This window comes from Streptomyces sp. NPDC091682 (genome assembly GCF_044756625.1).
In the GTDB taxonomy this organism is placed as follows: Bacteria; Actinomycetota; Actinomycetes; order Streptomycetales; family Streptomycetaceae; genus Streptomyces.
Genome location: NZ_JBIVTH010000017.1, coordinates 28,398 through 47,760, shown reverse-complemented (window position 1 = coordinate 47,760; position 19,363 = coordinate 28,398). Strand labels below are relative to the sequence as shown.

General features: G+C 73.4%; 14 protein-coding genes. 3 read left to right on the top strand and 11 right to left on the bottom strand.

Annotated elements, in window-relative coordinates; genetic code table 11:
• Positions 1-106 precede the first annotated feature (106 nt).
• The 3 genes from ACIQK6_RS32015 to ACIQK6_RS32005 form a co-directional block, all read right to left on the bottom strand.
• Positions 107-1,033, bottom strand: a complete 927-nt coding sequence (locus ACIQK6_RS32015; protein ID WP_402696149.1) for a tetratricopeptide repeat protein — start codon at positions 1,031-1,033, stop codon at positions 107-109.
• Between the two features lie 192 nt (positions 1,034-1,225).
• Entirely contained in the window at positions 1,226-1,900 is a 675-nt protein-coding gene (locus ACIQK6_RS32010; RefSeq protein ID WP_402696148.1) for a hypothetical protein, read from the bottom strand.
• A gap of 143 nt (positions 1,901-2,043) precedes the next feature.
• Positions 2,044-4,326, bottom strand: a complete 2,283-nt coding sequence (locus tag ACIQK6_RS32005; protein WP_329104779.1) for a hypothetical protein — start codon at positions 4,324-4,326, stop codon at positions 2,044-2,046.
• Between the two features lie 256 nt (positions 4,327-4,582).
• Here ACIQK6_RS32005 and ACIQK6_RS32000 point away from each other — a divergent pair, with 256 nt between their 5' ends.
• The 3 genes from ACIQK6_RS32000 (at position 4,583) to ACIQK6_RS31990 (ending at position 9,083) form a co-directional block, all read left to right on the top strand.
• Positions 4,583-4,708: a class III lanthipeptide gene (locus ACIQK6_RS32000; protein ID WP_351163818.1), complete on the top strand. Its 126-nt coding sequence runs from the start codon at positions 4,583-4,585 to the stop codon at positions 4,706-4,708.
• A gap of 113 nt (positions 4,709-4,821) precedes the next feature.
• The gene (gene lanKC, locus ACIQK6_RS31995) at positions 4,822-7,506 is read left to right on the top strand and encodes a class III lanthionine synthetase LanKC (protein ID WP_329104775.1); all 2,685 of its coding nucleotides are present in this window, start codon (positions 4,822-4,824) and stop codon (positions 7,504-7,506) included.
• Positions 7,503-9,083: an ATP-binding cassette domain-containing protein gene (locus tag ACIQK6_RS31990; RefSeq protein WP_402696145.1), complete on the top strand. Its 1,581-nt coding sequence runs from the start codon at positions 7,503-7,505 to the stop codon at positions 9,081-9,083. Before lanKC ends, ACIQK6_RS31990 begins: the two co-directional genes overlap by 4 nt.
• Positions 9,084-9,097: 14 nt before the next feature.
• Here the strand turns inward: ACIQK6_RS31990 and ACIQK6_RS31985 are convergent, their stop codons facing one another.
• The 8 genes from ACIQK6_RS31985 to ACIQK6_RS31950 all read right to left on the bottom strand — a co-directional run bounded on the left by ACIQK6_RS31985 (position 9,098) and on the right by ACIQK6_RS31950 (position 19,342).
• On the bottom strand, positions 9,098-12,052 hold the full coding sequence (locus tag ACIQK6_RS31985) for an AAA family ATPase (RefSeq protein ID WP_329104772.1): 2,955 nt from the start codon (positions 12,050-12,052) through the stop codon (positions 9,098-9,100).
• Positions 12,053-12,158: 106 nt separating this feature from the next.
• Positions 12,159-12,833, bottom strand: a complete 675-nt coding sequence (locus ACIQK6_RS31980; protein WP_030011604.1) for a response regulator transcription factor — start codon at positions 12,831-12,833, stop codon at positions 12,159-12,161.
• Positions 12,821-13,948, bottom strand: coding sequence for an ATP-binding protein (locus tag ACIQK6_RS31975; RefSeq protein ID WP_329104770.1), 1,128 nt, complete (start codon positions 13,946-13,948; stop codon positions 12,821-12,823). Before ACIQK6_RS31975 ends, ACIQK6_RS31980 begins: the two co-directional genes overlap by 13 nt.
• A gap of 565 nt (positions 13,949-14,513) precedes the next feature.
• A complete protein-coding gene (locus ACIQK6_RS31970; RefSeq protein ID WP_329104768.1) occupies positions 14,514-15,173 on the bottom strand; it encodes an alpha/beta fold hydrolase in 660 nt (219 codons plus the stop codon).
• Positions 15,170-16,030, bottom strand: coding sequence for a DUF1295 domain-containing protein (locus ACIQK6_RS31965; RefSeq protein WP_402696142.1), 861 nt, complete (start codon positions 16,028-16,030; stop codon positions 15,170-15,172). Before ACIQK6_RS31965 ends, ACIQK6_RS31970 begins: the two co-directional genes overlap by 4 nt.
• On the bottom strand, positions 16,027-17,325 hold the full coding sequence (locus tag ACIQK6_RS31960; protein ID WP_402696141.1) for a class I SAM-dependent methyltransferase: 1,299 nt from the start codon (positions 17,323-17,325) through the stop codon (positions 16,027-16,029). The genes ACIQK6_RS31965 and ACIQK6_RS31960 overlap by 4 nt, the downstream gene beginning before the upstream one ends.
• Positions 17,322-18,083, bottom strand: coding sequence for a DUF1365 domain-containing protein (locus tag ACIQK6_RS31955; protein WP_329104764.1), 762 nt, complete (start codon positions 18,081-18,083; stop codon positions 17,322-17,324). Before ACIQK6_RS31955 ends, ACIQK6_RS31960 begins: the two co-directional genes overlap by 4 nt.
• Complete coding sequence (locus ACIQK6_RS31950) at positions 18,080-19,342, bottom strand: FAD-dependent oxidoreductase (protein WP_329108137.1); 1,263 nt, start codon at positions 19,340-19,342, stop codon at positions 18,080-18,082. Before ACIQK6_RS31950 ends, ACIQK6_RS31955 begins: the two co-directional genes overlap by 4 nt.
• Positions 19,343-19,363 lie beyond the last annotated feature (21 nt).

Here is a 19,363-nt window from a genome sequence, read left to right as displayed (position 1 = left end):
AAGTAAGCCCCGGGGGCCACATCCGGGTCATGTTCCGGAATCTCGGGACTTGACACCCTCGTGAAAATCGCCTAAAAGCTCAGTCGGCCGGGCGGCGGGTCCGGCCTCAGGCGCCGGGTGGTGGGGCCAGCGCTCGCAGGCGGTCCTCCAGGGCGCGGACCTCCGCGAGGGAGGAGGCGTACGTCTGCGGGACCTCCGCAGCGAGCTCGCGCAGGATGGCGACCGACTCCTGCGCGGCGGCCAGCGACGCCTCCCGGCTGAAGTGCATCCGGGCGAGGTTGCCGAGCGCCATCGCCACGTCGCGCCGGTGGACCGCCGGATTGGCCAGGGCCAGCTGCCGGTAGAGCGTCACCGCCTCCTGGGCGCTCCGTAGGGCCCGGCGCCCTTGGTTGAGTACCGACCTGCGGCGGGCCAGGTTGTTCACCGCCTGCGCGAGCCCGAGGGCGTGGGCGGCCGGGTCCGCCGAGATCAGCCGCCGGTACAGGGCGACGGACTCCTTGGTGACCTTCAGCGCCTCGGCGTGCAGCCCGAGGCGGGACAGCACCACGCCGAGCAGGCTGAGCGCGTTGGCGAGCTGCGGGCGGTGCGCGGCGTCCCTGCGGGCGAGCCTGCGGTACAGGGCGACGGACTCCCGGGCCATCGCGAGGGCCTCCTGCGGGCGGCCCAGTCCCCACAGGGCGGTGGCGAGGCCCATCAGGGTGGCGCCCAGGGGCGCGGCGAAGGGCGCGTCCGCCTGCTGCGAGCGGCTCAGGGCCACGGCCTCGGAGGCGGTGCGCAGGCACTCCTCCCACCGCCCCAGCTTCGACAGCGCCTCGCAGCGCAACACCAGGACGTAGGCGAGCGGGGCGGCCGAACCCAAGGCTTCGAGCCGGCCGGGCCGGGCGGCGATCCGCTCGCGGTAGAGCCGCGCGGCCTCGTCGGTGGCCGTCAGGGCTTCCTCGTACTGGCCGGTGAGCACCAGGCGGCCGCTCAGTTCGAAGGCCGCCCGGGCCGGGTCGGGTACCTCGTCGGCCTTCGTCTTCCCGTCGGGCACGGAGCCCCCCGCTCTCGCGGACGGACGGGGGCGGCCCGGCCCGCCGGTCGACAACGGAAGCTGTGGTGCCACCGGGCCGGCCCCCCACACCCCGACGACCCCGTCAGCATGCCCGCGGGGGCCGCCCCCGAACCGGGTGGCGGCACCCGCCGTCCGGCTCCGCCCCGGGGAGCGGGGCGGAGCCGGGTGGGTTCAGCGGGACTCGACGAACGCGCGGCCCTGGTGGCCCTCGGCGGCGCAGGAACGCTTCTCCGCGGTCGTCATCTTGCGGCTCTTGACCACCACCGCGTTGCTCTTGCCGTCCGTGCCGTTCTTGGCCGGGCTGGTGATCGTGTCCTGGAAGAACCAGTAGTAGTGGCTCCACTTGGGGCTGTCGTAGTGGGTCTGCCAGGTACCGGAGACCTTCTGCATCACCTGGGCGCGCGAGATCCATCCGACCTCGCCGGGCTTCACCGTCATGTTGAGCGAGCTGCTCTCCGAGTGACTGCTCGACCAACTATGGCTGTAACTCGCGGTTACGCTCAGGTCAACGATGCCCGCTATCTTGCCTCCCGCCGTGACGGAGACGCCCAACGAATCGGTGGAGCCCACCGTGTCGTCCCAGGTCATCGACTGGGTGGCGTCCGACGTGGTGCAGTTGAACAGCGAGTTCGACACCTGGCGGAACTCACCCAGGTACGCCTCGCCGAGCTGGGGCGAGTTGAAGGTGCACTTGCCTTCGCCCGAGGCGCAGTCCGCCATGAGCTGCTGCCGGGTCGGCTGGTCGGCGGCGGATGCCGGAAGGGTGGTCGCCGCAGCGACGGCGCAGGCCGCGACCGCCATGGTCAACGCGCGTGCCGCGTAACGCCTGACGCGGTGTGTGGTCATCGTGGTGCCTCTCACGGTACTGGGGGGATCGGTGAACCGCCCTACGACAGGGGTCCGTTCACTCACCCCCGCCCGCACGGACGATCACCGCCTCTTGCTCCTGAGATTCTCCCGACCTACCGGAGGGGTACGGTCCATTTCAGTCAACCCGCCGCCGGGCACAGCACCATGAGCTCCGGGCCGAAGGCGACCACGAGCCGCCCTCCCGGCGCGGACCCGAGCGCGCCCGCCGGGAGCGGCAGCGCGTACTCCTTCCCGACCTCTCGCCCGACGGCGGGGTCCCAGAACCGCACGGCCCGGCCCTGGCCGATGGCCACCACCGGCGGGGCGCCCCCGGCGGCGACGGCCAGGGGCCCGTTCGGATCCGTGTGGCCGGTCAGGGGTTCGCCGATCTCCCGCATCGCGGCCAGGTCCCACCGGCGCACCGTCTGGTCCCGGCTCCTGCTGACCGCCACGGGCCTGCCGTCGACCAGGGTGGTGACCACCGATGTCACCCAGTCGGTGTGGCCGGTCAGCGGTTCCCCGATCGGCCGGCCGGTGGTGAGGTCCCACAGCCGTACGGTCTTGTCCCAGCTTCCGGTGACCGCGACGGGCCGCCCCGCCAGTTCCGTCGTCGCGACGGTGGTCACCCTGCTGGCGTGCCCGGTGAGCGGTTCGCCGACCGGGCGGCGGGTGGCGAGGTCCCAGACCGCCGCGGTGCGGTCGCTGCCGGCCGTGACCACGACGGACCGGCCGGCCAGGGTCGCACCCGCCAGGGCCAGCACCCGGCCGTGGTGGGTGGTGACGGGCTCACCGAGGTGTTTCCCGCCCACCGGATCCAGCAGGTGCAGGTCGTCTCCTGAGCCTGCGGTCACGACCACCGGCCGCCCGTCCACCACCGATGCGACCATGGCGGTCACCTCTCCCTCCAGACCGGTCACGGGGTCCGTGACCTGCTGACCGGTGGTCAGGTCCCAGACGCGCAGGGTGCGGTCCGCGGCAGCCGTAACGACCACCGGGCTCCCCTCGAGAACGGCTGTGGTGATCGCCGAAACCGTTCCGGTGTGGCCGGTCCGGGCCGGCCCAGCCCCAGGGGTGCGGGTGAGGTCCCAGGTCCGGAGCGTGTGGTCGGCGCCCGCCGTGACGGCGACGGTCCGCCCGTCCACGACGGTGGTGGCCACGTCCCAGACCTTGCCGGTGTGGCCGGTCAGCGGCGGGCCCACGGGCTGTCCGGTGGCGCGGTCCCGTACCACCACCGTGTCGTCCTGCTCCACGGTGAACAGGACCTGATCGCCGCCGTCGGAAGGACCGTTGCCACGGCCGGAGATCCGCTGCCAGAGGTCCCCTGCCGGCTCCGGGCCGGGCGGGAAGGCCGGCGCCGTGCCACTCGCGCCGACGGCACCGATCACCCGCGTGCCGTTCACGCGCGGCCGGTCGTCCGTCAGGTCCCAGATGCGCTGGGATCCGTCCGCTTCGATGGTGAGGGCGACGGCACGTCCGTCCAGCACCGCGGTCTCCCGGGCCCGGGCCCGTACCAGGGCGCCGTTCTGACGGGCGAGGGCCAGGGGGCCGATGAAGCGGGGCTCCTCGCCGTCGAGGCCGACGGCGACGGCACGTCCGTGCACGAGCGTCACGGTCGTCGGGCCGGGCCGGGCCGCGCCGCCGGCCAGGGCCGCGGCGGCCGAAGGGGTCTCCACCGGCTCGCCGGTGGCCAGGTCCCACAGCCGCTGCGCCTCCTGGCCGGGCTCCCGGGCGGTGACGACGAGCACGCGTCCGTCGAGTTCGACGGTCCGCACCACCTCCAGCGACCGGGCCAGCTGATCGCCGGTGCCCAGGTCCCACACGCGCACCGTCCGGTCCACGTCGATGTCGTCGACGGTGAGGACGACGCGGCGGCCGTCCAACATCGCGAGGCCGGCCGCCGACGGGAAGGCGGTGACCCGGCGGCCGGTGAGCAGGTCCCCCACGTACAGGGTCCCGTCGGCCCCGAGGGTGAGGAGGACCCGGCGCCCGTCCAGGACGGCGCTCTCCACCAGTCCGACGAACTCCCCGGCCGCACGGCCGGTGGCCAGGTCCCACACCAGGACCGCGTCGTCGCCGTGCAGGCTGAAGGCCACGGGCCTGCCCTCGGCAACCGCCGTGGCCACGGACAACACCTCGGCCGTCATCGAGGACACCGGATCGGTACGACCGGTGACCGGATCGTGGAGTTGCCCGCCCGTCGCGAGGTCCCAGAAGCGCACGGTGTCGTCCCGGCCGCCCGAGACCGCGACCGGTCTGCCGTCGACGATCGCGGTGGCCACCGCCCGCACCGGGCCGCCGTGGCCGATGAGGGGTCGCAGCTGCCGCTGGTCCGGTACGGGGCCTTCGGCCCACTGCACGGTCCACCGCGGATCGTCGAGCGGGCCGTTCACGTCGTCGGGCGCACCCGTGGAGGTCTCAGACATGCCCCCGAGGCTAGACACCGCCTCTGACATCGCCCTTCCCTACCACATCGGGTGCCGCCGACCGGAGCGTGCGAACCACCACCATTCCGCCCCGTGCCGGGCCTCGCTTCGGTGGGGGGCGCGGGCGGAGATTATGCGGGGCCACCGCCCATGTGCGGCTGGAACGGATGGCGTTGAGTCGGTCCTGTCGATCGGCCGGCCAGGAATCCACATCACCGTGCGTCCCGCGCACCCGACCTTCGAGGAGGTGATCCGGATGAGCGTCCTCAAGCTTCAGAACATGGAGGCCCGCGTCACGCCCAGTGCTGCCGCCACCATCAGCCTGACGAGCAGCAGCAGCGACTGCTGCAAGTCTCCGCACCAGCCGCACGACCCGAACTGACCCGTCGGGTCCGTGCGGGGGCTCGGCGCGCCCCCGCACGGACCCGTCGTTCCCGATGGCCGCTGCCGCTGCCGCTGCTGCCGGCGGCCCCCAGGACGATCACAGAGGCTGACATGCGCAACGAACGCTGGGTCTACCGCTTCCTCTTCGCGTGGAACGACACACTGTTCTTCGACCCGCTCGACGTCTTCTACGAGCCGAACGCGGACCACTTCCTCGCCGCGTTCGACGAGCGGGTGCGGGACCGCTTCGTCCGCAGCGGCATCTGGTGGAGCTTCCGGCACAACCAGAACCTGCCGGCGCAGGGCTGGAAGATCCACGTCTCGTCGAGCCACCGCCACGTGCGCGAGGTCGCCGCCTCGGTGATCGGCCACCTGACGGAACGCGAGATCGATTTCAAGATCGCCCTCGACCTCAACATCTTCGAGATGCTCAACTCCAAGGCCATGTCCCGGGGCAGCGGCGGCAAGCTCGTCACCGTCTACCCGCGCGACGAAGACGAGTTCCGCACGTGCCTGGCGGACCTCGCCCGCCTCCTGAAGGGCGTCGAAGGTGCCTACGTCCTGTCGGACCTGCGCTACCAGGACAGCAAGGCCCTCTACTTCCGCTACGGCCAGTTCCTCGACACCCACACCGTCGACGTCCTCGGCCGCCGGCTGCCTCAGGTCCTCGGACCGGACGGGCCCGTCCCCGACGACCGGCGCCCGGGCCGTGCGCAGCCCTCCTGGGTGCCCTGGCCGTTCGACGACTGGCAGCCCGCCGACGAGGACGAGGGGGACGGCCTGCTCGGGGGCCGTTTCCGGGTGACCGGCGCGATCCAGTTCTCCAACAGCGGCGGCGTGTACACGGCCGAGGACACCGCGGACGACGACCGCCCGGTGCTGCTCAAGGAGGCCCGGCCGCACACCAACATCAACCCGCGCCAGGACCACGACGCCGTGGACATCCTCGACCGCGAGTGGATGTTCCTGAACCGGCTGGCCGACGCGGGCTCGTACCCAGCGCCGATCGCCAAGTTCCAGCACTGGGAACACCACTACATCGCCGAAGAGTTCGTCGAGGGCTCCGACATCCGCTCGGTGCTGCTGGAGCGCAACCCGCTGGCACGGCCGGGGTTCGACATCGAGCGGTCGCGGGAGTACCTGCGGACATTCCTCGCCGTCTTCCGCGGGCTGGCCCGCGCGATCGGGGCCGCCCACGACCGGGGTGTGGTCCTCGCCGACTTCACCGCCGCCAACCTGCTCATCGACCCGGACACCTACGAGGTGACCATCGTCGACCTGGAGGCCTGCCGGCTGGCCGAGGGCGGCGACGCCGCTCTGGCGAAGCCGGTCGAGCTCTACACCCCGGGGTTCAGCCTCTCCCGCAACCGCTTCAAGGCGTACGGGCCGGAGGGCGACCGGTACGCCCTCGCCTCCACCATGGCGTACTTCGTCTTCCCGATCGCCGCCATGTCGTACCTGCGCGAGGACGTCCTCGACCTGTACCGGATCTTCATCACCGAGGGACTGGGCTGGCCGGAGCGGGTGCACCGGCTCATCACCGACCTGGCCCGGAACCGGATGGACCTCACCGGCCTGCTGGAGGCCCTGGAGGACGAGGCCGGCCTGCTCGACGCCGTCGAGGCCCTGCCGCAGCGCCCGGTCGTCGAGGAGCAGCTCGCCCTGGCCGAGGCGGAGGCCGGGGTGGCCGCGTTCGTCGAAGCCACCGCCGACACCGATCGCGACACGCTCTTCCCCGTGGACCCCTTCGCACACGTCACCAACCCGCTGAGCCTGGGCTTCGGAGCGAGCGGTGTCCTGTGGGCGCTGCACGCCAGCGGTGTCCCGATCCGCCCGGAGTGGCGTGCCTGGCTGGGCAGCAGGCTGGCGGACATCGATCCGGCCCGCTACCCGGACGGTCTCATGAACGGCCTGTCCGGCATCGCCTGGGCCGCCGACTCCCTCGGGCTCGCCGCCCGGGCCAGGGAGCTGCTGACCCGGGCCAACGAGCGCGCGGTGGAGAAGGGCGACCACACCTTCTACTACGGCCTCTCCGGGGTCGGCATGACGAACCTGCGCTTCTTCCTGCGCGGCCACGACCCCCGCGACCTCGCCGCGGCGCAGGAGTGCGCGCAGGCGCTGTACGAGACGGCGCAGCGCGACGGCGGGCAGGCCCACTGGCTCAACGAGTTCACCGCGAAGGGGCCGCTGACCGGCCTGGGCTTCGGGCAGGCCGGCGTCGCGATGTTCCTGTTGCGCATGCACCAGGTCACGGGAGAGGAGCGCTACCTGCGGCTGGGGCGGGAGGCGCTGGCCTGGGAGATGGCCCACGCCAAGCCCATCGACGACGAGGGCGGCCCGGTCATGTTCGAGCACGAGCGGACGATGGAGCCGTACGTCGAGGTCGGTTCCGCGGGCGTGCTGAAGGTGCTGCTGCGTTACGGGGACACCGAGGCGGCCCGGACCGTCCTGCGCGGACTGGACGTCCGGTACTCGGTCATGCCCGGCTACGCCTTCGGTATGACCGGGGTCGCCGACGCCCTGCTGGACGCGGCCGAGTTCACCGGCGACCGGTCGTACCGCGACACGGCGCTGCGCCAGCTCGACTTCGTCCGGAAGGTCTTCCTCTTCGAGCCCGCGGACCGTTTCGGGCTGCGCCGCGCCGAGGGCCGGCCGCCCCTGCTGGCACTGCCCGGTGACGGCCTGCTGCGCTGCTCCACCGACTACCTGACGGGCTCGGCGGGCGTGCTGCGGGTGCTCCACCGGGTCAACCGGGGAGGCCCGGCCGACTTCCTGCTGGACGAGGTCGGGCGGTGAGGCAACTGTGGGTCACGCTGCGGGGGCACCGGTCCCCCTTCGTGGTGGTCCTCGTCGCCGAGGCCACCACGAGCGGGCTGGAGGCGCTGCTGCACCCGCTGCTGCTGAAGGCCCTGTTCGACGAGGCGATCCTGACCGCCGACCTGCGGCGGTTCCTGGTCCTCGGCCTCGCCTACCTCGTGCTCGGGCTGACCCTCAACCTCACCGGGTACTGGGTCGCCTGCCGGCGCAAGCGGTTCGAGAACGCGTTCACGCTGGTGCTGGAGACGCAGCTGCTGGGGCGCGCCCTCGGCCTGGACGGGCGGAAGGTGTCGCGGGCGGGCAACGCCTCGTACGTGAGCCGCATCCACAACGACGTGTCCCAGGGGGTGCTGCCCGCCGTCGACGTGTCCCTGCGCATCGCGCGCCAGGCGGTCGCCTCGGTCGTCTTCCTGGGGGTGCTGCTGTACTTGTCCTGGCAGGCCAGCCTCGTCCTGCTGGTGATCGTGCCGCCGCTGGTGTTCGTGAGCAACCGGCTGGGCCGGCGGATCGAGGAGAACACCGGTCCCGAACGCGAGGCGGAGGCCCGGTACGTCAACACGCTGACGCGGACCCTGGAGGCCTTTCCCGCCCTGCGCGGTCTGCCGTCGCTGCTGCCGGGGACGCGCCGCGCGAACCAGGACGCGCTGCGCGGCTTCCTCGGCATCACCTTCGTCAACTTCCGGCTGGCGCAGCGCCAGCGGACCCTCAGCGACCTGGTGATGAACCTGTCGGACACCGCTTCGATGGTCGTCGGGGCCTTCTTCGTCTTCTCCGGCCGGATGTCCTTCGGCAGCTTCCTCGCCTTCGTCAACTCGCTGTGGCGGGCGGTGACCGGGATGTTCGACCTCATCAACATGATTCCGCAGGTCCGCCGGAGCACCGCCGTCCTCGAACGGATCGAGTCCCTGCGGGAGGCCCGGGAAACCCCCTACCACGACGAGGGGGCGCTGGTCCGGGTCCGCGGAGCCCGCGTCGTGTACGGCGGCGGCGCCGACGAGGACCGGGCCGGGACCGGGGCCAGGGCCGGGAAGAGCGAGGTGGCCGGGGTCTCGTTCGACACCTTCGAGCTGCACGCCGGCGAGCACGTGCTGCTGCGCGGCCCCAACGGCTGCGGGAAGACCACCCTGCTGCACATCATCGCCGGGACGCTCGCCCCCGATGCCGGGTCGGTCACCCTGCCGGCCCGGGTGGCGAGTCTGACCGCTCCGGTGAACCTGCCCCCGCTGCCGGTGCGCGACCTCGTCCCGGACGAGCGGCTGCGCGCCGCGCTCGACCTGGACGCGTCGGCCGACCAGCTGCCCTCGGAACTGTCCTCGGGTCAACGCCAACGCGTCGGGGTCGCCGCGCTGCTGTGCGAGGACGCGGACGTCTACCTCGCCGACGAGCCGTTCGCGAACCTCGACGACCGCGGCAGGGAACTGGTGTTCCGGCTGCTGCGCGAGCGGACCGCCGGGCGGGCGCTGCTCGTCGTGCACCACGGGGACGAGGACCTCGACGGCCGCTTCGACCGCGTGGTGACCCTGGCGGCCGGACACCCGCTGGCCCGCCTCTCGTGAACCGGGCCCACGGCCTACGAGGCCACCAGGTCGCGGGTGGCGGTGGCGAAGGCCGTTCGGTTCGGGTGGCCGGTCTTCTGCAGGAGGCTCGCGACGTGCTTCTCGACGGTGCGCAGCGAGATGTGCAGACGGCCGGCGATGTCCTTGTTGCTGATGCGCTCGGCGACCAGCCGGGCCACCTCGAACTCGCGGACGGTGATCCCGCAGCGGCGCAGGTCCGGCGGCACCCGCTCGGTGCCCGTGCGCCGTTGCCGGACCGACGCGCCCATCCCGCGCAGCAGCGCCCGGCTGGCTCCGGCGACCGCCTGGAGGCCGGCCTCGTGGAAGTACTCCTCCGCTTCGCGCAGCCACTCGACCGGCGTGCCCCAGCCGTCGTCGTACGCCGACTGCGCGACGAGGCGCAAGCACAGCCTGCGCGCCACGGGGAAGGGTTCGGCCGCTTCGAGTGCCTTGACCGCGGCGGCCGTCGCCTCGTCGGGGCGGCCCTCGCGGCCGAGCAGCACGGCGTGTGCGAGGCCGGTGAACTGGTGGTTCCAGCGGGTGGCACCGGCGCTCGCCAGGGTGACCTCGGCGTGGTGGCGCCGGCCCATGCGGCCCTCCAGTACCCCGAGCAGCAGGATGATGCCGTGCTTGCCGAACCCTCCCATCGCGGGGTTCTCCGCGTCGTAGGCGAGTGCCTGCGCGAACTCCTGCCCGGCGGCCTCGTGCCGTTCCTCCAGCAGCGAGCAGAACGCGCGGGCCAGCCCGTACGACATCGCGCGCACGCCGGGTGCCGCGTCCAACAGCGGGGCCAGTCGCTCCAGTGCTCCGCGCATCTCGGCGCGGCGACCCTGGTGGGCGTACCGTACGGCTTCGGCGAGCCGCAGCATGGCCAGCGGGCGGCCCAGTCCGAGGCGCGAGGCATCGGCGGCGGCTTCCCGGATCCGGTCCCGGGCCTCCTCGAACCGGCCGTGCTGGATCCGGTCCAGCGCGAGGACGAAACCGGTGTCGTGGACCAGGGGCAGCAGGCCCATGCCCAGTGCCTCCCGCCGGGCCCCTTCGATCCCGGTGGGCCGGCCGTCATGGCCCGCGGCAACGATGGCCAGGTGGACGTCAGCGGCCACGCGCGGGACGGGCAGCCGGCGGGCGAGGGCGATGGCGCGCGCCCGCCGGAAGTGGGCCGCGGCCGTCGGCTCGTCCTGTTCCCGGGCCAGCTGCCCGAGCAGCAGCAGGGCCCTGCAGGTCACGTCGGGCAGGTCGACGCGCTGGGCGGCGTGCAGTGCCCTGAGGGCGTACCGGGTGGCGGTGCGCAGCCGGTCGGGGGCGAGCCTGCTCAGCTCCACGTGCACGGCGCAGAGGTCCACGAGGGCGGCGTGCTCGTCGGCTGGGTGGCTCCCGAGCAGTGCGCGGGCGATGTCGAGGTGCCACAGGGCTTCTGCGGGCCGGCCCGTCAGGGTGGCGATGTCGCTCAGCCGGGCGTGGAGTCCGGCGCGCCGCTGGGCGGGTATGCCGTGCTCGCCGCCGTCGCCGCCGAGGGTGTCCACGACGGCGGCGGGCGCGGGCAGGCGGTCGAAGCGGGCCGAGCGGGCGACGGCGTCCAGCAGGCACTCCAGCACCGTGGCGTGCAGTTCGGGCGCGGTGCCCGGTTCGACGAGCCGGTGGGCCCGGGTGAGCAGCTCCACGGCCCGGTCCACCGCGCCCTCGCCCGTCGCCCGCCCGGCCGCCTCGACGTACAGGCGGATGGCCTCGGGGGTTTCGCCGGCGTGCTCGTGCAGCTGGGCGGCGTGCTCGCACCACGTTCCCGGCAGTCCGGGGTGGAGTTCGGTGAGGGCGCGCGCGGCCCGTCGTACGTACCGGGCCCGCTCGCCCGGGCCGAGGTCGTCCAGCAGGGCCTCGGCCGCCAGCGGGTAGCGGAAGGTGTACCACTGGGCGCCCGGCCCGTCCGGCGTGATCAGGCACGAGGCGACCGCGGCGCGCAGGGCGGCGGAGAGTTCCGCGTGGTCGCGGCCGATGGCGCGCTCCAGTACGGGCAGTGCGAAACGCCGGCCGAACAGGGCCGCCATGCCGAGGAGTTCCGCGCCGAGCGGGCCGAGCCGCTCGACCTGGCGCCTGACGTTCTCCGCGACGGTGGGCGGGACGGACGGCGCCCCCTGGACGTGGCGGGCGGGGCGGCCGGTGAAGTCGTGGACGAGCTCCTTGACGACGAAGGGGATTCCGGCGCTGCTGTCGACCGCCCGGTGGACGAGGTCGGGACAGACCTCGGTCGGGGGGACGCGCAGCTCGGCCGCGACGAGGAGGTGCACGTCGGGTCGGCTGAGGGGTGCGAGGTCGAGCACCGCGGCGGCCCCGCGCTGGCGGGCCCGCGTGGCGAGTTCGGCCGCCGCGTCGGGAGCGCATCCGGTGACGAGGAGGAGGACGGCCGGCTGGTGCCCGATGTTGTCGAGGAGGTATTCGACGACCGCCAGTGTTCCGGCGTCGGCGTCGTGCAGGTCGTCGAGGACGAGCAGGCAGCCCTGCCGTTCCCCGACGACGGTGAGCAGGCGCAGCATCGTTTCGGCGACCACGAGGTGCGACGCGGCGTCGGCGTCCGCGTCCCGGGCGCCGGTCAGCAGCCGGGCCATGACCGGCCCGTAGCGGCCGAGTTCCTCCGGGGCGGGCAGCAGGCCCGCCCGGGACAGCAGGAGGAGCGCCTCGACCAACGGCCGGTACGGGACGGGTGAGCCGACGGCGCTGGCCCGTCCCCGTACGGTGACCATGTTGGTCTCTGCGGCCACGGCGAGGGCCTCGGTGGCGAGCCGGGTCTTGCCGACGCCGGACTCGCCGGTGACGAAGAGCGCCGTGCCGCGCCCGGACCGGGCGGCCGCCAGGGCGAGCATGATCTGCCCCATCTCGGGGCCGCGGCCGATGAGTTCCCCCCGCCTCGGGTGCGGATCGCCGCCCGGGCCCGCGGCGGTACAGTCCTCCGGCAGCGCCGGCCAGAAAATGGACACCGGCTCGTCCCCTTTCCGGCGGGCCGTCCGAGGCGCCGCCGGGGATGACGGTATGGACGGTGGCGTGCCCCCTGTAGCCGTCCGTTTGGGGGGCTTGTGGGGGTGGTCAGCCCGCGTCGAGACTGTCCTCCCGGACCCGCTGGGCCAGGTCGAGCTTGGTGTAGGTGGGGCGGCCCGCCTGCTGGTACTTGGCCTTGACCCGGTCCAGGTAGTCCTTGGCGGTGTGGACGGTGATGCCGGCGCGCCGGGCGGCGGACTTCAGGGTCAGTCCGGAGGCGTAGTCGAGGAGGATCTGTCGTTCCCGGGGCGAGAGGCGGGGGCGTGCGGGGCTGTCGTCGTAGGCGCAGGCGAAGGCGAGTTCCGCGGAGAGGGCGCCCTGGCCCGAGGCGAGGTCCTTGATCGCGGCGACCAGGGTGGGCAGGTCGTGGTCCTTGGTCAGGTAGCCGTCGGCGCCCGCCCGGATGGCTTCGATGATCCGGGAGCGGTCGGGCACCGTGCTGATCATCAGGACGCGGCTGCCGGTCCGCAGCAGCCGCCGGATGTTGTCGGCGGGAGCGGAGCCGTCGCGCAGGACGAGATCGAGGAGGACGATGTCGGGCGGGGAGTAGCCCGTCGCCCCGAAGCCGTACGGCAGTTGCGCGTCAGGTGCGCCGAGGAGCTCCCCGACGGTGGCGGCGGTCGCCACGAGCCGCAGCTCCGGCACGCCGCCGAGCCAGGCCCGCAGGCCGTCGAGGAGCATCCGGTCGTCGTCCACCACCGAAACGGTGATCACCCGGGCCATCTCAGCTCCACCCTCACGCCCTCGCCGGGGGCGGTGTCCACGGTCGCCCGGCCGCCCACCTCCGTCATCCGGCCGTGGACCGAACCGCGCAGGCCGAGGCCGGGCTCGCACCGCGCGGGGTCGAATCCGGGCCCCCGGTCGACCACGGTGACGACGGCTCCCCCGCGTCCGTCCGGGTCCCTGGTGGCGGTGAGGTAGGCGTGTCCGGTGCCCGCGTGGCGCCGTACGTTGTTCAGCGCCTCACGGACGGCGTCCCCCAGCGCGGCGGCGACCGCGGGGGGCACCTGCGGAAGGTCGTGGTACTGGGCGGTGACCCGCAGTTGGAGGCTCTCGACGTGTCCGACCGCCTCTTCCAGGGCCGTGCCGATCTCCCGGTGGTGGACCTCTTCGGCGGTCTGCTGGATCAGGCGGCGCAGGTACGCGGCCTCGCGGGCGCAGCGCTGGCGCACCTCGGGGGCATTGGCGTCGACCGCGCCGGAGGCCAGGGTGGTCAGGGTGGCGAGGACGGTGTCGTGGAGCGCCCGGTGGTGTTCCAGCCGCTCGGCGTAGCGCGCCTTGTGGGCCTCGGCGGCCACCGCGCGGGCGTTGGCCTCGTCGAGCAGGCGGCCCTGGCGGAGCAGGTACCACCGGAAGAGCCAGGTCATCACGGCCGAGGACACCAGCGAGTTGGTGTGGCCGAGGATCACGGCGGGGCTCGCGCCGACCGCGTGGTAGCCGATGAAGTGGGTGCCGATGAGGAGGCCGATCACGATCAGGGCGTGGAGCCGTCGGAGGGAGATGGCGACGACGGCGCTCGCCGAGCCGCCGAGCAGCATGGCCCAGGCGATCGCGGGCGGTTCGCGCAGGCCGCCCCAGGCCCAGAGGGCCAGGGGCAGTGCGCAGCCGGTGACCAGGGCGTCCGCCCAGATGTGCCGCCGGTCGAACCAGCCGCGCCGCAGGGCGGCTCCGTAGGTCAGCGCGCTCAGCCCCAGGGCGACGGCGAATCCCGCGTACTGGAGGGGGAGTTCTGACCGACGCTGGGCGACGGCGAGGGCGCCCACCGTGAGATGGCTCGCCCGGTACAGCAGGGTGGCGACGATCAGGAAGGACTGGGCGCGTTGCAGGCCCGACGCCACCCCCCTCGTCCCCTGCAGTGCCCGTATGCGCCGTACCGGTAAGGACAGCAACGCCAAGACCACACCTTCCCTTACCGATGTGCCGGTGACATCTGCCATTTTGCCCCAGCAGGTGCACGTCAAATAGGCGGGTACCGGCCTGCTCACGGGCTTGGCCGAGGTGCCACCCCAGGTCGGCCGGAAAGGTGTTTCCGGCCCCGTCCGGCACCGGTCCGACACGTGTCCGGCGCCCATCGGCCAGGGCGAAGACGCCGTGCCGGCCACCGGCGGAGGGTCTCGCGCGGGTCCTCGGTGGCGAGATCGCTCCCCTCCTGCGGTCCGTCGGCGACCTGGATCCGGACGCGGTCGATGCCGCGGTACTGGATCCGGGGCGCTCGGGCCACCGTCCCCGCGACGGAAATGCTCGGCGGTTGGGTACCGGGCGGCGGGCTGTCCGCAACCGCTGGCCCGGGCCCTGCTGGAGCAGCCGGTGGAGGGCATCGACGACTGGACGGTTGCCACGGACGGCACCGGCCGGAGCCGGATCGCGGTCGGTGTGACGGAGGACAGGGCTCCTGGGGCGGGCTCAGTCCCGTGTGACCAGGCTGGTGACGAGCGCTGCGGTACGTCGGTGCCAGGCGCCCGCGCCGCGGAGCATCGCATGGCCGCCGGTGAACATCGGGATGGCGGTGGCGTCGGCGCCCGCGAGCCGGGACCGGCGGACGAACTCCCAGGACCCGGCGGCCGAGGTGACCCGGTCCTCCTCGTCGTGCAGCAGGTAGAGGCGCCGGCCCGCGAGGTGGTCCACCGGTTCGCCCGGTGGGCACCAGGGGGCGAGGGCCACCACGCCGTGGACCAGGGGTGCGCCGGCCGCCCGCAGCGCTGCCCGGCCGCCCATCGAATGGCCCACCAGGACCACCGGTACGTCCCCGGCGAGCTCGCGCAGCCGCACGAGGGCCGCCTCCGCGTCCCGGGCGGCGTCGCAGCGGGAGCCGTTCCAGCCGCGGTGCCGGTAGCGCACCTCCGCCACGAGGACGTCGCGTCCGCGCGTCGCCCGGACGACGGCGGCCGCGAAGGGCCGCATCCGCAGCGCGGGCAGGTTGACCAGGGGCGGCGGCTCCGGCCCCTCCTCGCGCCCGCCGTGCAGCAGCAGGACCGCGGCCGCTGGTATCGCGGGGGACGTACGGAGCACGAGGGCGCGGCCCTCGCCGGTGGCCTCCGTGTTCCGCTCGGTTCCGGCGCTCACCCCGCCTCCCCGTGCGTGCGGCGCGGCGGGCGCGGGAAGAACCCGCTGGTGCGGGCGGCATAGGCGGCGTATCCGGGCCGGTCCGCCATGTGCGCCTCCAACAGTCTCTTGCCGCTGCCCCAGATCAGCAGCGCGCTCATCACCAGGGGTGAGACCAGCGTGAGTGCCGCAGTCTGCCAGGTCGCGCAGGCCAGCAGGTAAAGACCCCACCACACGAGGAAGTCACCGAAGTAGTTGGGGTGCCGGGTCCAGCTCCACAGGCCGCGGTCCATGATCGTTCCACGGTGCTCGGGGCGTTCCTTGAAGCGGGCCAGCTGGAAGTCGCCGACCGCCTCGAAGAGCAGTCCGGTCACCCAGAGCAGCAGGCCGACGGCGGCGAGCGGCCCGAGGGGAACGGGCACGTACGACGCCGCCTGCACGGGCAGCGACACGAGCCAGACCAGCGCACCCTGGAGGAGGTAGACCTTGCGCAGGGCGTAGAGCCGGGGGCTGCCCGGCGCCCGGGCGAGCATGCGGGCGTAGCGCGGGTCCTCGCCGTGCCCCCGGCCGCGCCCGGCGATGTGCAGGGCCAGGCGCAGCCCCCACACGGTGGTCGCCGCGGCGACCGCCAGACGGCGGCCGTCGTCGCCGTACCCGGCCGACAGCAGCCAGCTGGTGAGCGCCACCGCGGCGAAGGCGACTCCCCAGGCGATGTCGACGATCCGGTGCAGTCCCTTGACGACGGCCACGGCGAAGGTGACCAGCATGACGGCGAACGCGGCGCCCGCCGCGACGGCCAGGTTCACGGACAGCGCGCCCCACTCGACGCCGGCGGACAGCGCCTGGGCCTGGACCTGGACCTGGGCTCCGGCGGTCATCGGGGCTCCCGTGGCCCGTCGTGGTCGGCGGTGAGCAGGAGTTGGCGCACGTCCAGGTAGCGCGAGCGGAAACCGGCCTCGGAGTAGGCGAGGTAGAGCTCCCACATGCGGTGGAAGGTCCGGTCGAAGCCGAGGGCGGCGACGGAGTCGGCCCGGCGGTCGAACTCCTCGCGCCACAGCCGCAGCGTCTCCGCGTAGTGGTCGCCGAAGCCGTCGTCCGCCACGGTGCTGAGCCCGGCGGCGGCGCTCGCACCGGCGATCGCCTCACGGGAGGGGATGACCCCGCCGGGGAAGATGTACTTGCTGATCCAGGTGTGCGTGCGGGCGGTGAGGAGCATGCGCTCGTGCGGCATGGTGATGGCCTGGAGGGCGACGCGACCGCCGGGGGCGAGGAGCCGGCGCAGGGCGGCGAAGTAGGTGGCCCAGTACTCGGCGCCGACCGCTTCGATCATCTCGACGCTGACGACGGCGTCGAAGGAGCCTTCGACGTGCCGGTAGTCGCGCAGTTCGACGGTGACCCGGTCTCGGAGGCCGGCCGCGGCGATGCGCTCCCGGGCCAGGTCGCGCTGCTCGGCGGAGAGCGTCACGCTCAGTACGTCGGCGCCCCGGGAGGCTGCTCTGATCGCCAGCTCGCCCCACCCGGTGCCGATCTCCAACACCCGCGAGCCCGGGCCGACGTCCGCGAGGTCGAGGAGCCGGTCGATCTTGCGGTGCTGGGCGGCGGTGAAGGTGCTGGGTGAGGCGGGGAAGGCGGCGAACACCGCCGAGGAGTAGCTCATGCTCCGGTCGAGGAACAGGGTGAACAGTTCGTTGGACAGGTCGTAGTGGCGGTGGATGTTCTCCCGCGCCCCCTCGGGGGTGTTGCGCTGCTGCTCCGGGCGCCTGCGCACCCAGGCTTCGCGCAGTCGGCGCAGCGGCGCCGGCACCAGGTCGTCGACGTGGGTGGCGAGCACGGTCAGCACGTCGACCAGGTCGTCGCTGTCCCATTCCCCGGCCATGTACGACTCGCCGAAGCCGATCAGGCCGTCCGCGCCGATCCGGCGGTGGAAGGCCCCGGGGTCGTGGAGGGTGAGGGTGGGCAGCGCGCCCTCCTGCCGGGGAACACGGTACGCGGACGGCTCCCCGTCCCCGTGCCGGACCCGCAGCGGGAGCCGGTCGAGGGCACGGCCGAGGATCCGCTCGGCGACGGCCGTGCGCAGGGCCGAGGCGCGGGGCGGCCGGGCCACGTCGGGCCAGCGCGCCGGGTCGACGGGGGCGAACGCGCTCTCGCGGGCCGGGATGTACGAGACGGTCACAGGGTGCCTTCCTGCGGGGAACGAACGGGACGGGGGCGGACCGGAAGGCCGCGGAGGAAGAGGCGGATGCCGTGGAAGCGGATGCCGGCGGAGACCCGGGCCGTGGACCACGGGTGGCGCAGGGCGGTGCCGAACAGGGCGCGGGCACCGGCGGGCCGGTGCGTGCCCCGCACCGTCGCGGTGAAGGGGCAGGTCCCGTCGTCGTGGCGCAGCTGCACGGTCAGGTCGAGGCGGTCGCCGGGGACGGGCAGCCGCATCCGGTAGAAGCCCTCGACGGCGAAGAACGGCGAGACGTAGAAGTCCTTGGGGACGTCGGTCAGCCCGTCGATGCCGGGGCGCAGCACGTAGCAGTGACGCTCGCCGTAGGTGTTGTGGACCTCGGCGACGACGCAGACCGGAGTGCCCGCGATGTCGTGGCACCAGTAGAGGGTCAGCGGGTTGAAGACGTGGCCGAGGACCCGAGCGTGGGCGAGCATCAGGACGCGTCCGTCGGCGTTCTCCACTCCGTGGGCGGCGAGTTGGGCCTGCAGGCCCGCGCGCAGGGTGGGCGCCCGGCCGCCGAAGTGGTCGCGGGGGTCGAACCGGGCCAGCGGGCGCAGCGCCCGGGGTATGCGGGGTGGGTCGTCGATGTCGATGAGCCACAAGTAGGTGCGCTGGCGGAAGGCGTGGCGGACGGGGGTGGTGCGGGCGTGGGCCACGGTGCACTCGTACAGGGCCGGTACGCGGGGCGGGGTCTGCCGCACGGGGGTGCCGTTCACCACCGCACCCCCAGGGCTTCGGCCGCGGCGACGCCGGAGCGGCAGCCGTCCTCGTGGAAGCCCCAACCGTGGTAGGCGCCGGCGAAGGCGGTCACGGACGTGTTCAGCCGGGGCAGTTCTTCCTGCGCCGCGACGGACCGGGGGGTGTAGACCGGGTGTTCGTACACCATGCGGGCGATCACGTCGAAGGGGTGGACCCGGCCGCGGGCGTTGAGGGTGACGATGTGCGGCTCGGCGGTCGGTAGCTGCTGGAGCCGGTTCATGTCGTAGCTGACCTGCACGCTCTCGGGGCGGGCGGAGCAGGAGGGGAGCCAGTAGTTCCAGGAGGCGCGCGCGTGCGCGGAGCGGGGCAGCAGCGAGGTGTCGCGGTGCAGCACGGTGGGGTTGCGGGAGTACGTGAACGCGCCGAGGATCCGGACCTCGTCCTCGGTCGGATCGGCCAGCAGGCGCAGCGCCTGGTCGGGGTGGACGGCGATGACCACGGCCGCGTACGGGGTCGAGTCGCCGTCGGGGGTGAGCACGCGCGCGTGGTCGGCGGCGCGCACGACGGCCCGGACCGGGGTCGAGGTGCGGACGGAGGTCAGGTGCTTGGCGGCCTTGGCCACGTAGCTCGCCGAACCGCCCGTGACCGTACGCCACTGCGGGGACCCCTTGACGGTGAGCAGTCCGTGGTGGTCCAGGAAGCGGAAGAGGTAGCGGGCGGGGTACTGGAGGGCGGTGTCCGGTGCGCAGGACCAGACGGCCGCGACGAGCGGGATGGCGAAGTGGCCCACGAAGTAGGGGGAGAAGCCGCGCCGGTCGAGGAACTCGCCCAGGGTCTCCCCGGTGTCGGGGGAGGCGAGCGTCCGGCGGGCGGCGCGGTGGAAGCGCGGCACCTCGGCGAGCATGCGCAGGTGGCGACCGCGCAGCAGGTTGCCCCCGCCGAGCAGTCCGGCCGCGCCCCGGGCGCCCGCGTACTCCAGGCCGCAGCCGTCGCACCGTACCGACATACTCATCTCGGATTCCTGGGTGGTGACGCCGAGTTCGCGGAACAGCCGCAGCAGGTGCGGGTAGGTGCGCTCGTTGTGCACGATGAATCCGCTGTCCACGTGGACCGTTCCCGCGTCCTCGGTGGGCAGTTCATGGGTGTGGGCGTGGCCCCCGAGGCGATCGTCCGCCTCGTACAGCACCACGTCGTAGGTGCGTTGCAGGACGTGGGCGGCCGTCAACCCGGCCACGCCCCCGCCCACCACAGCGACTCTCTGCCGGTCCACGTCCATCAACCCCTCGCGCTCGCCTGC

Excerpts from the sequence above, each read along its gene's own strand:
- ACIQK6_RS32010 (WP_402696148.1), bottom strand. The coding sequence starts at position 1,900 with ATGACCACACACCGCGTCAGGCGTTACGCGGCACGCGCGTTGACCATG.
- ACIQK6_RS32005 (WP_329104779.1), bottom strand. The coding sequence starts at position 4,326 with ATGTCTGAGACCTCCACGGGTGCGCCCGACGACGTGAACGGCCCGCTC.
- ACIQK6_RS32000 (WP_351163818.1), top strand. The coding sequence starts at position 4,583 with ATGAGCGTCCTCAAGCTTCAGAACATGGAGGCCCGCGTCACGCCCAGT.
- lanKC (WP_329104775.1), top strand. The coding sequence starts at position 4,822 with ATGCGCAACGAACGCTGGGTCTACCGCTTCCTCTTCGCGTGGAACGAC.
- ACIQK6_RS31980 (WP_030011604.1), bottom strand. The coding sequence starts at position 12,833 with ATGGCCCGGGTGATCACCGTTTCGGTGGTGGACGACGACCGGATGCTC.
- ACIQK6_RS31965 (WP_402696142.1), bottom strand. The coding sequence starts at position 16,030 with ATGACCGCCGGAGCCCAGGTCCAGGTCCAGGCCCAGGCGCTGTCCGCC.
- ACIQK6_RS31950 (WP_329108137.1), bottom strand. The coding sequence starts at position 19,342 with ATGGACGTGGACCGGCAGAGAGTCGCTGTGGTGGGCGGGGGCGTGGCC.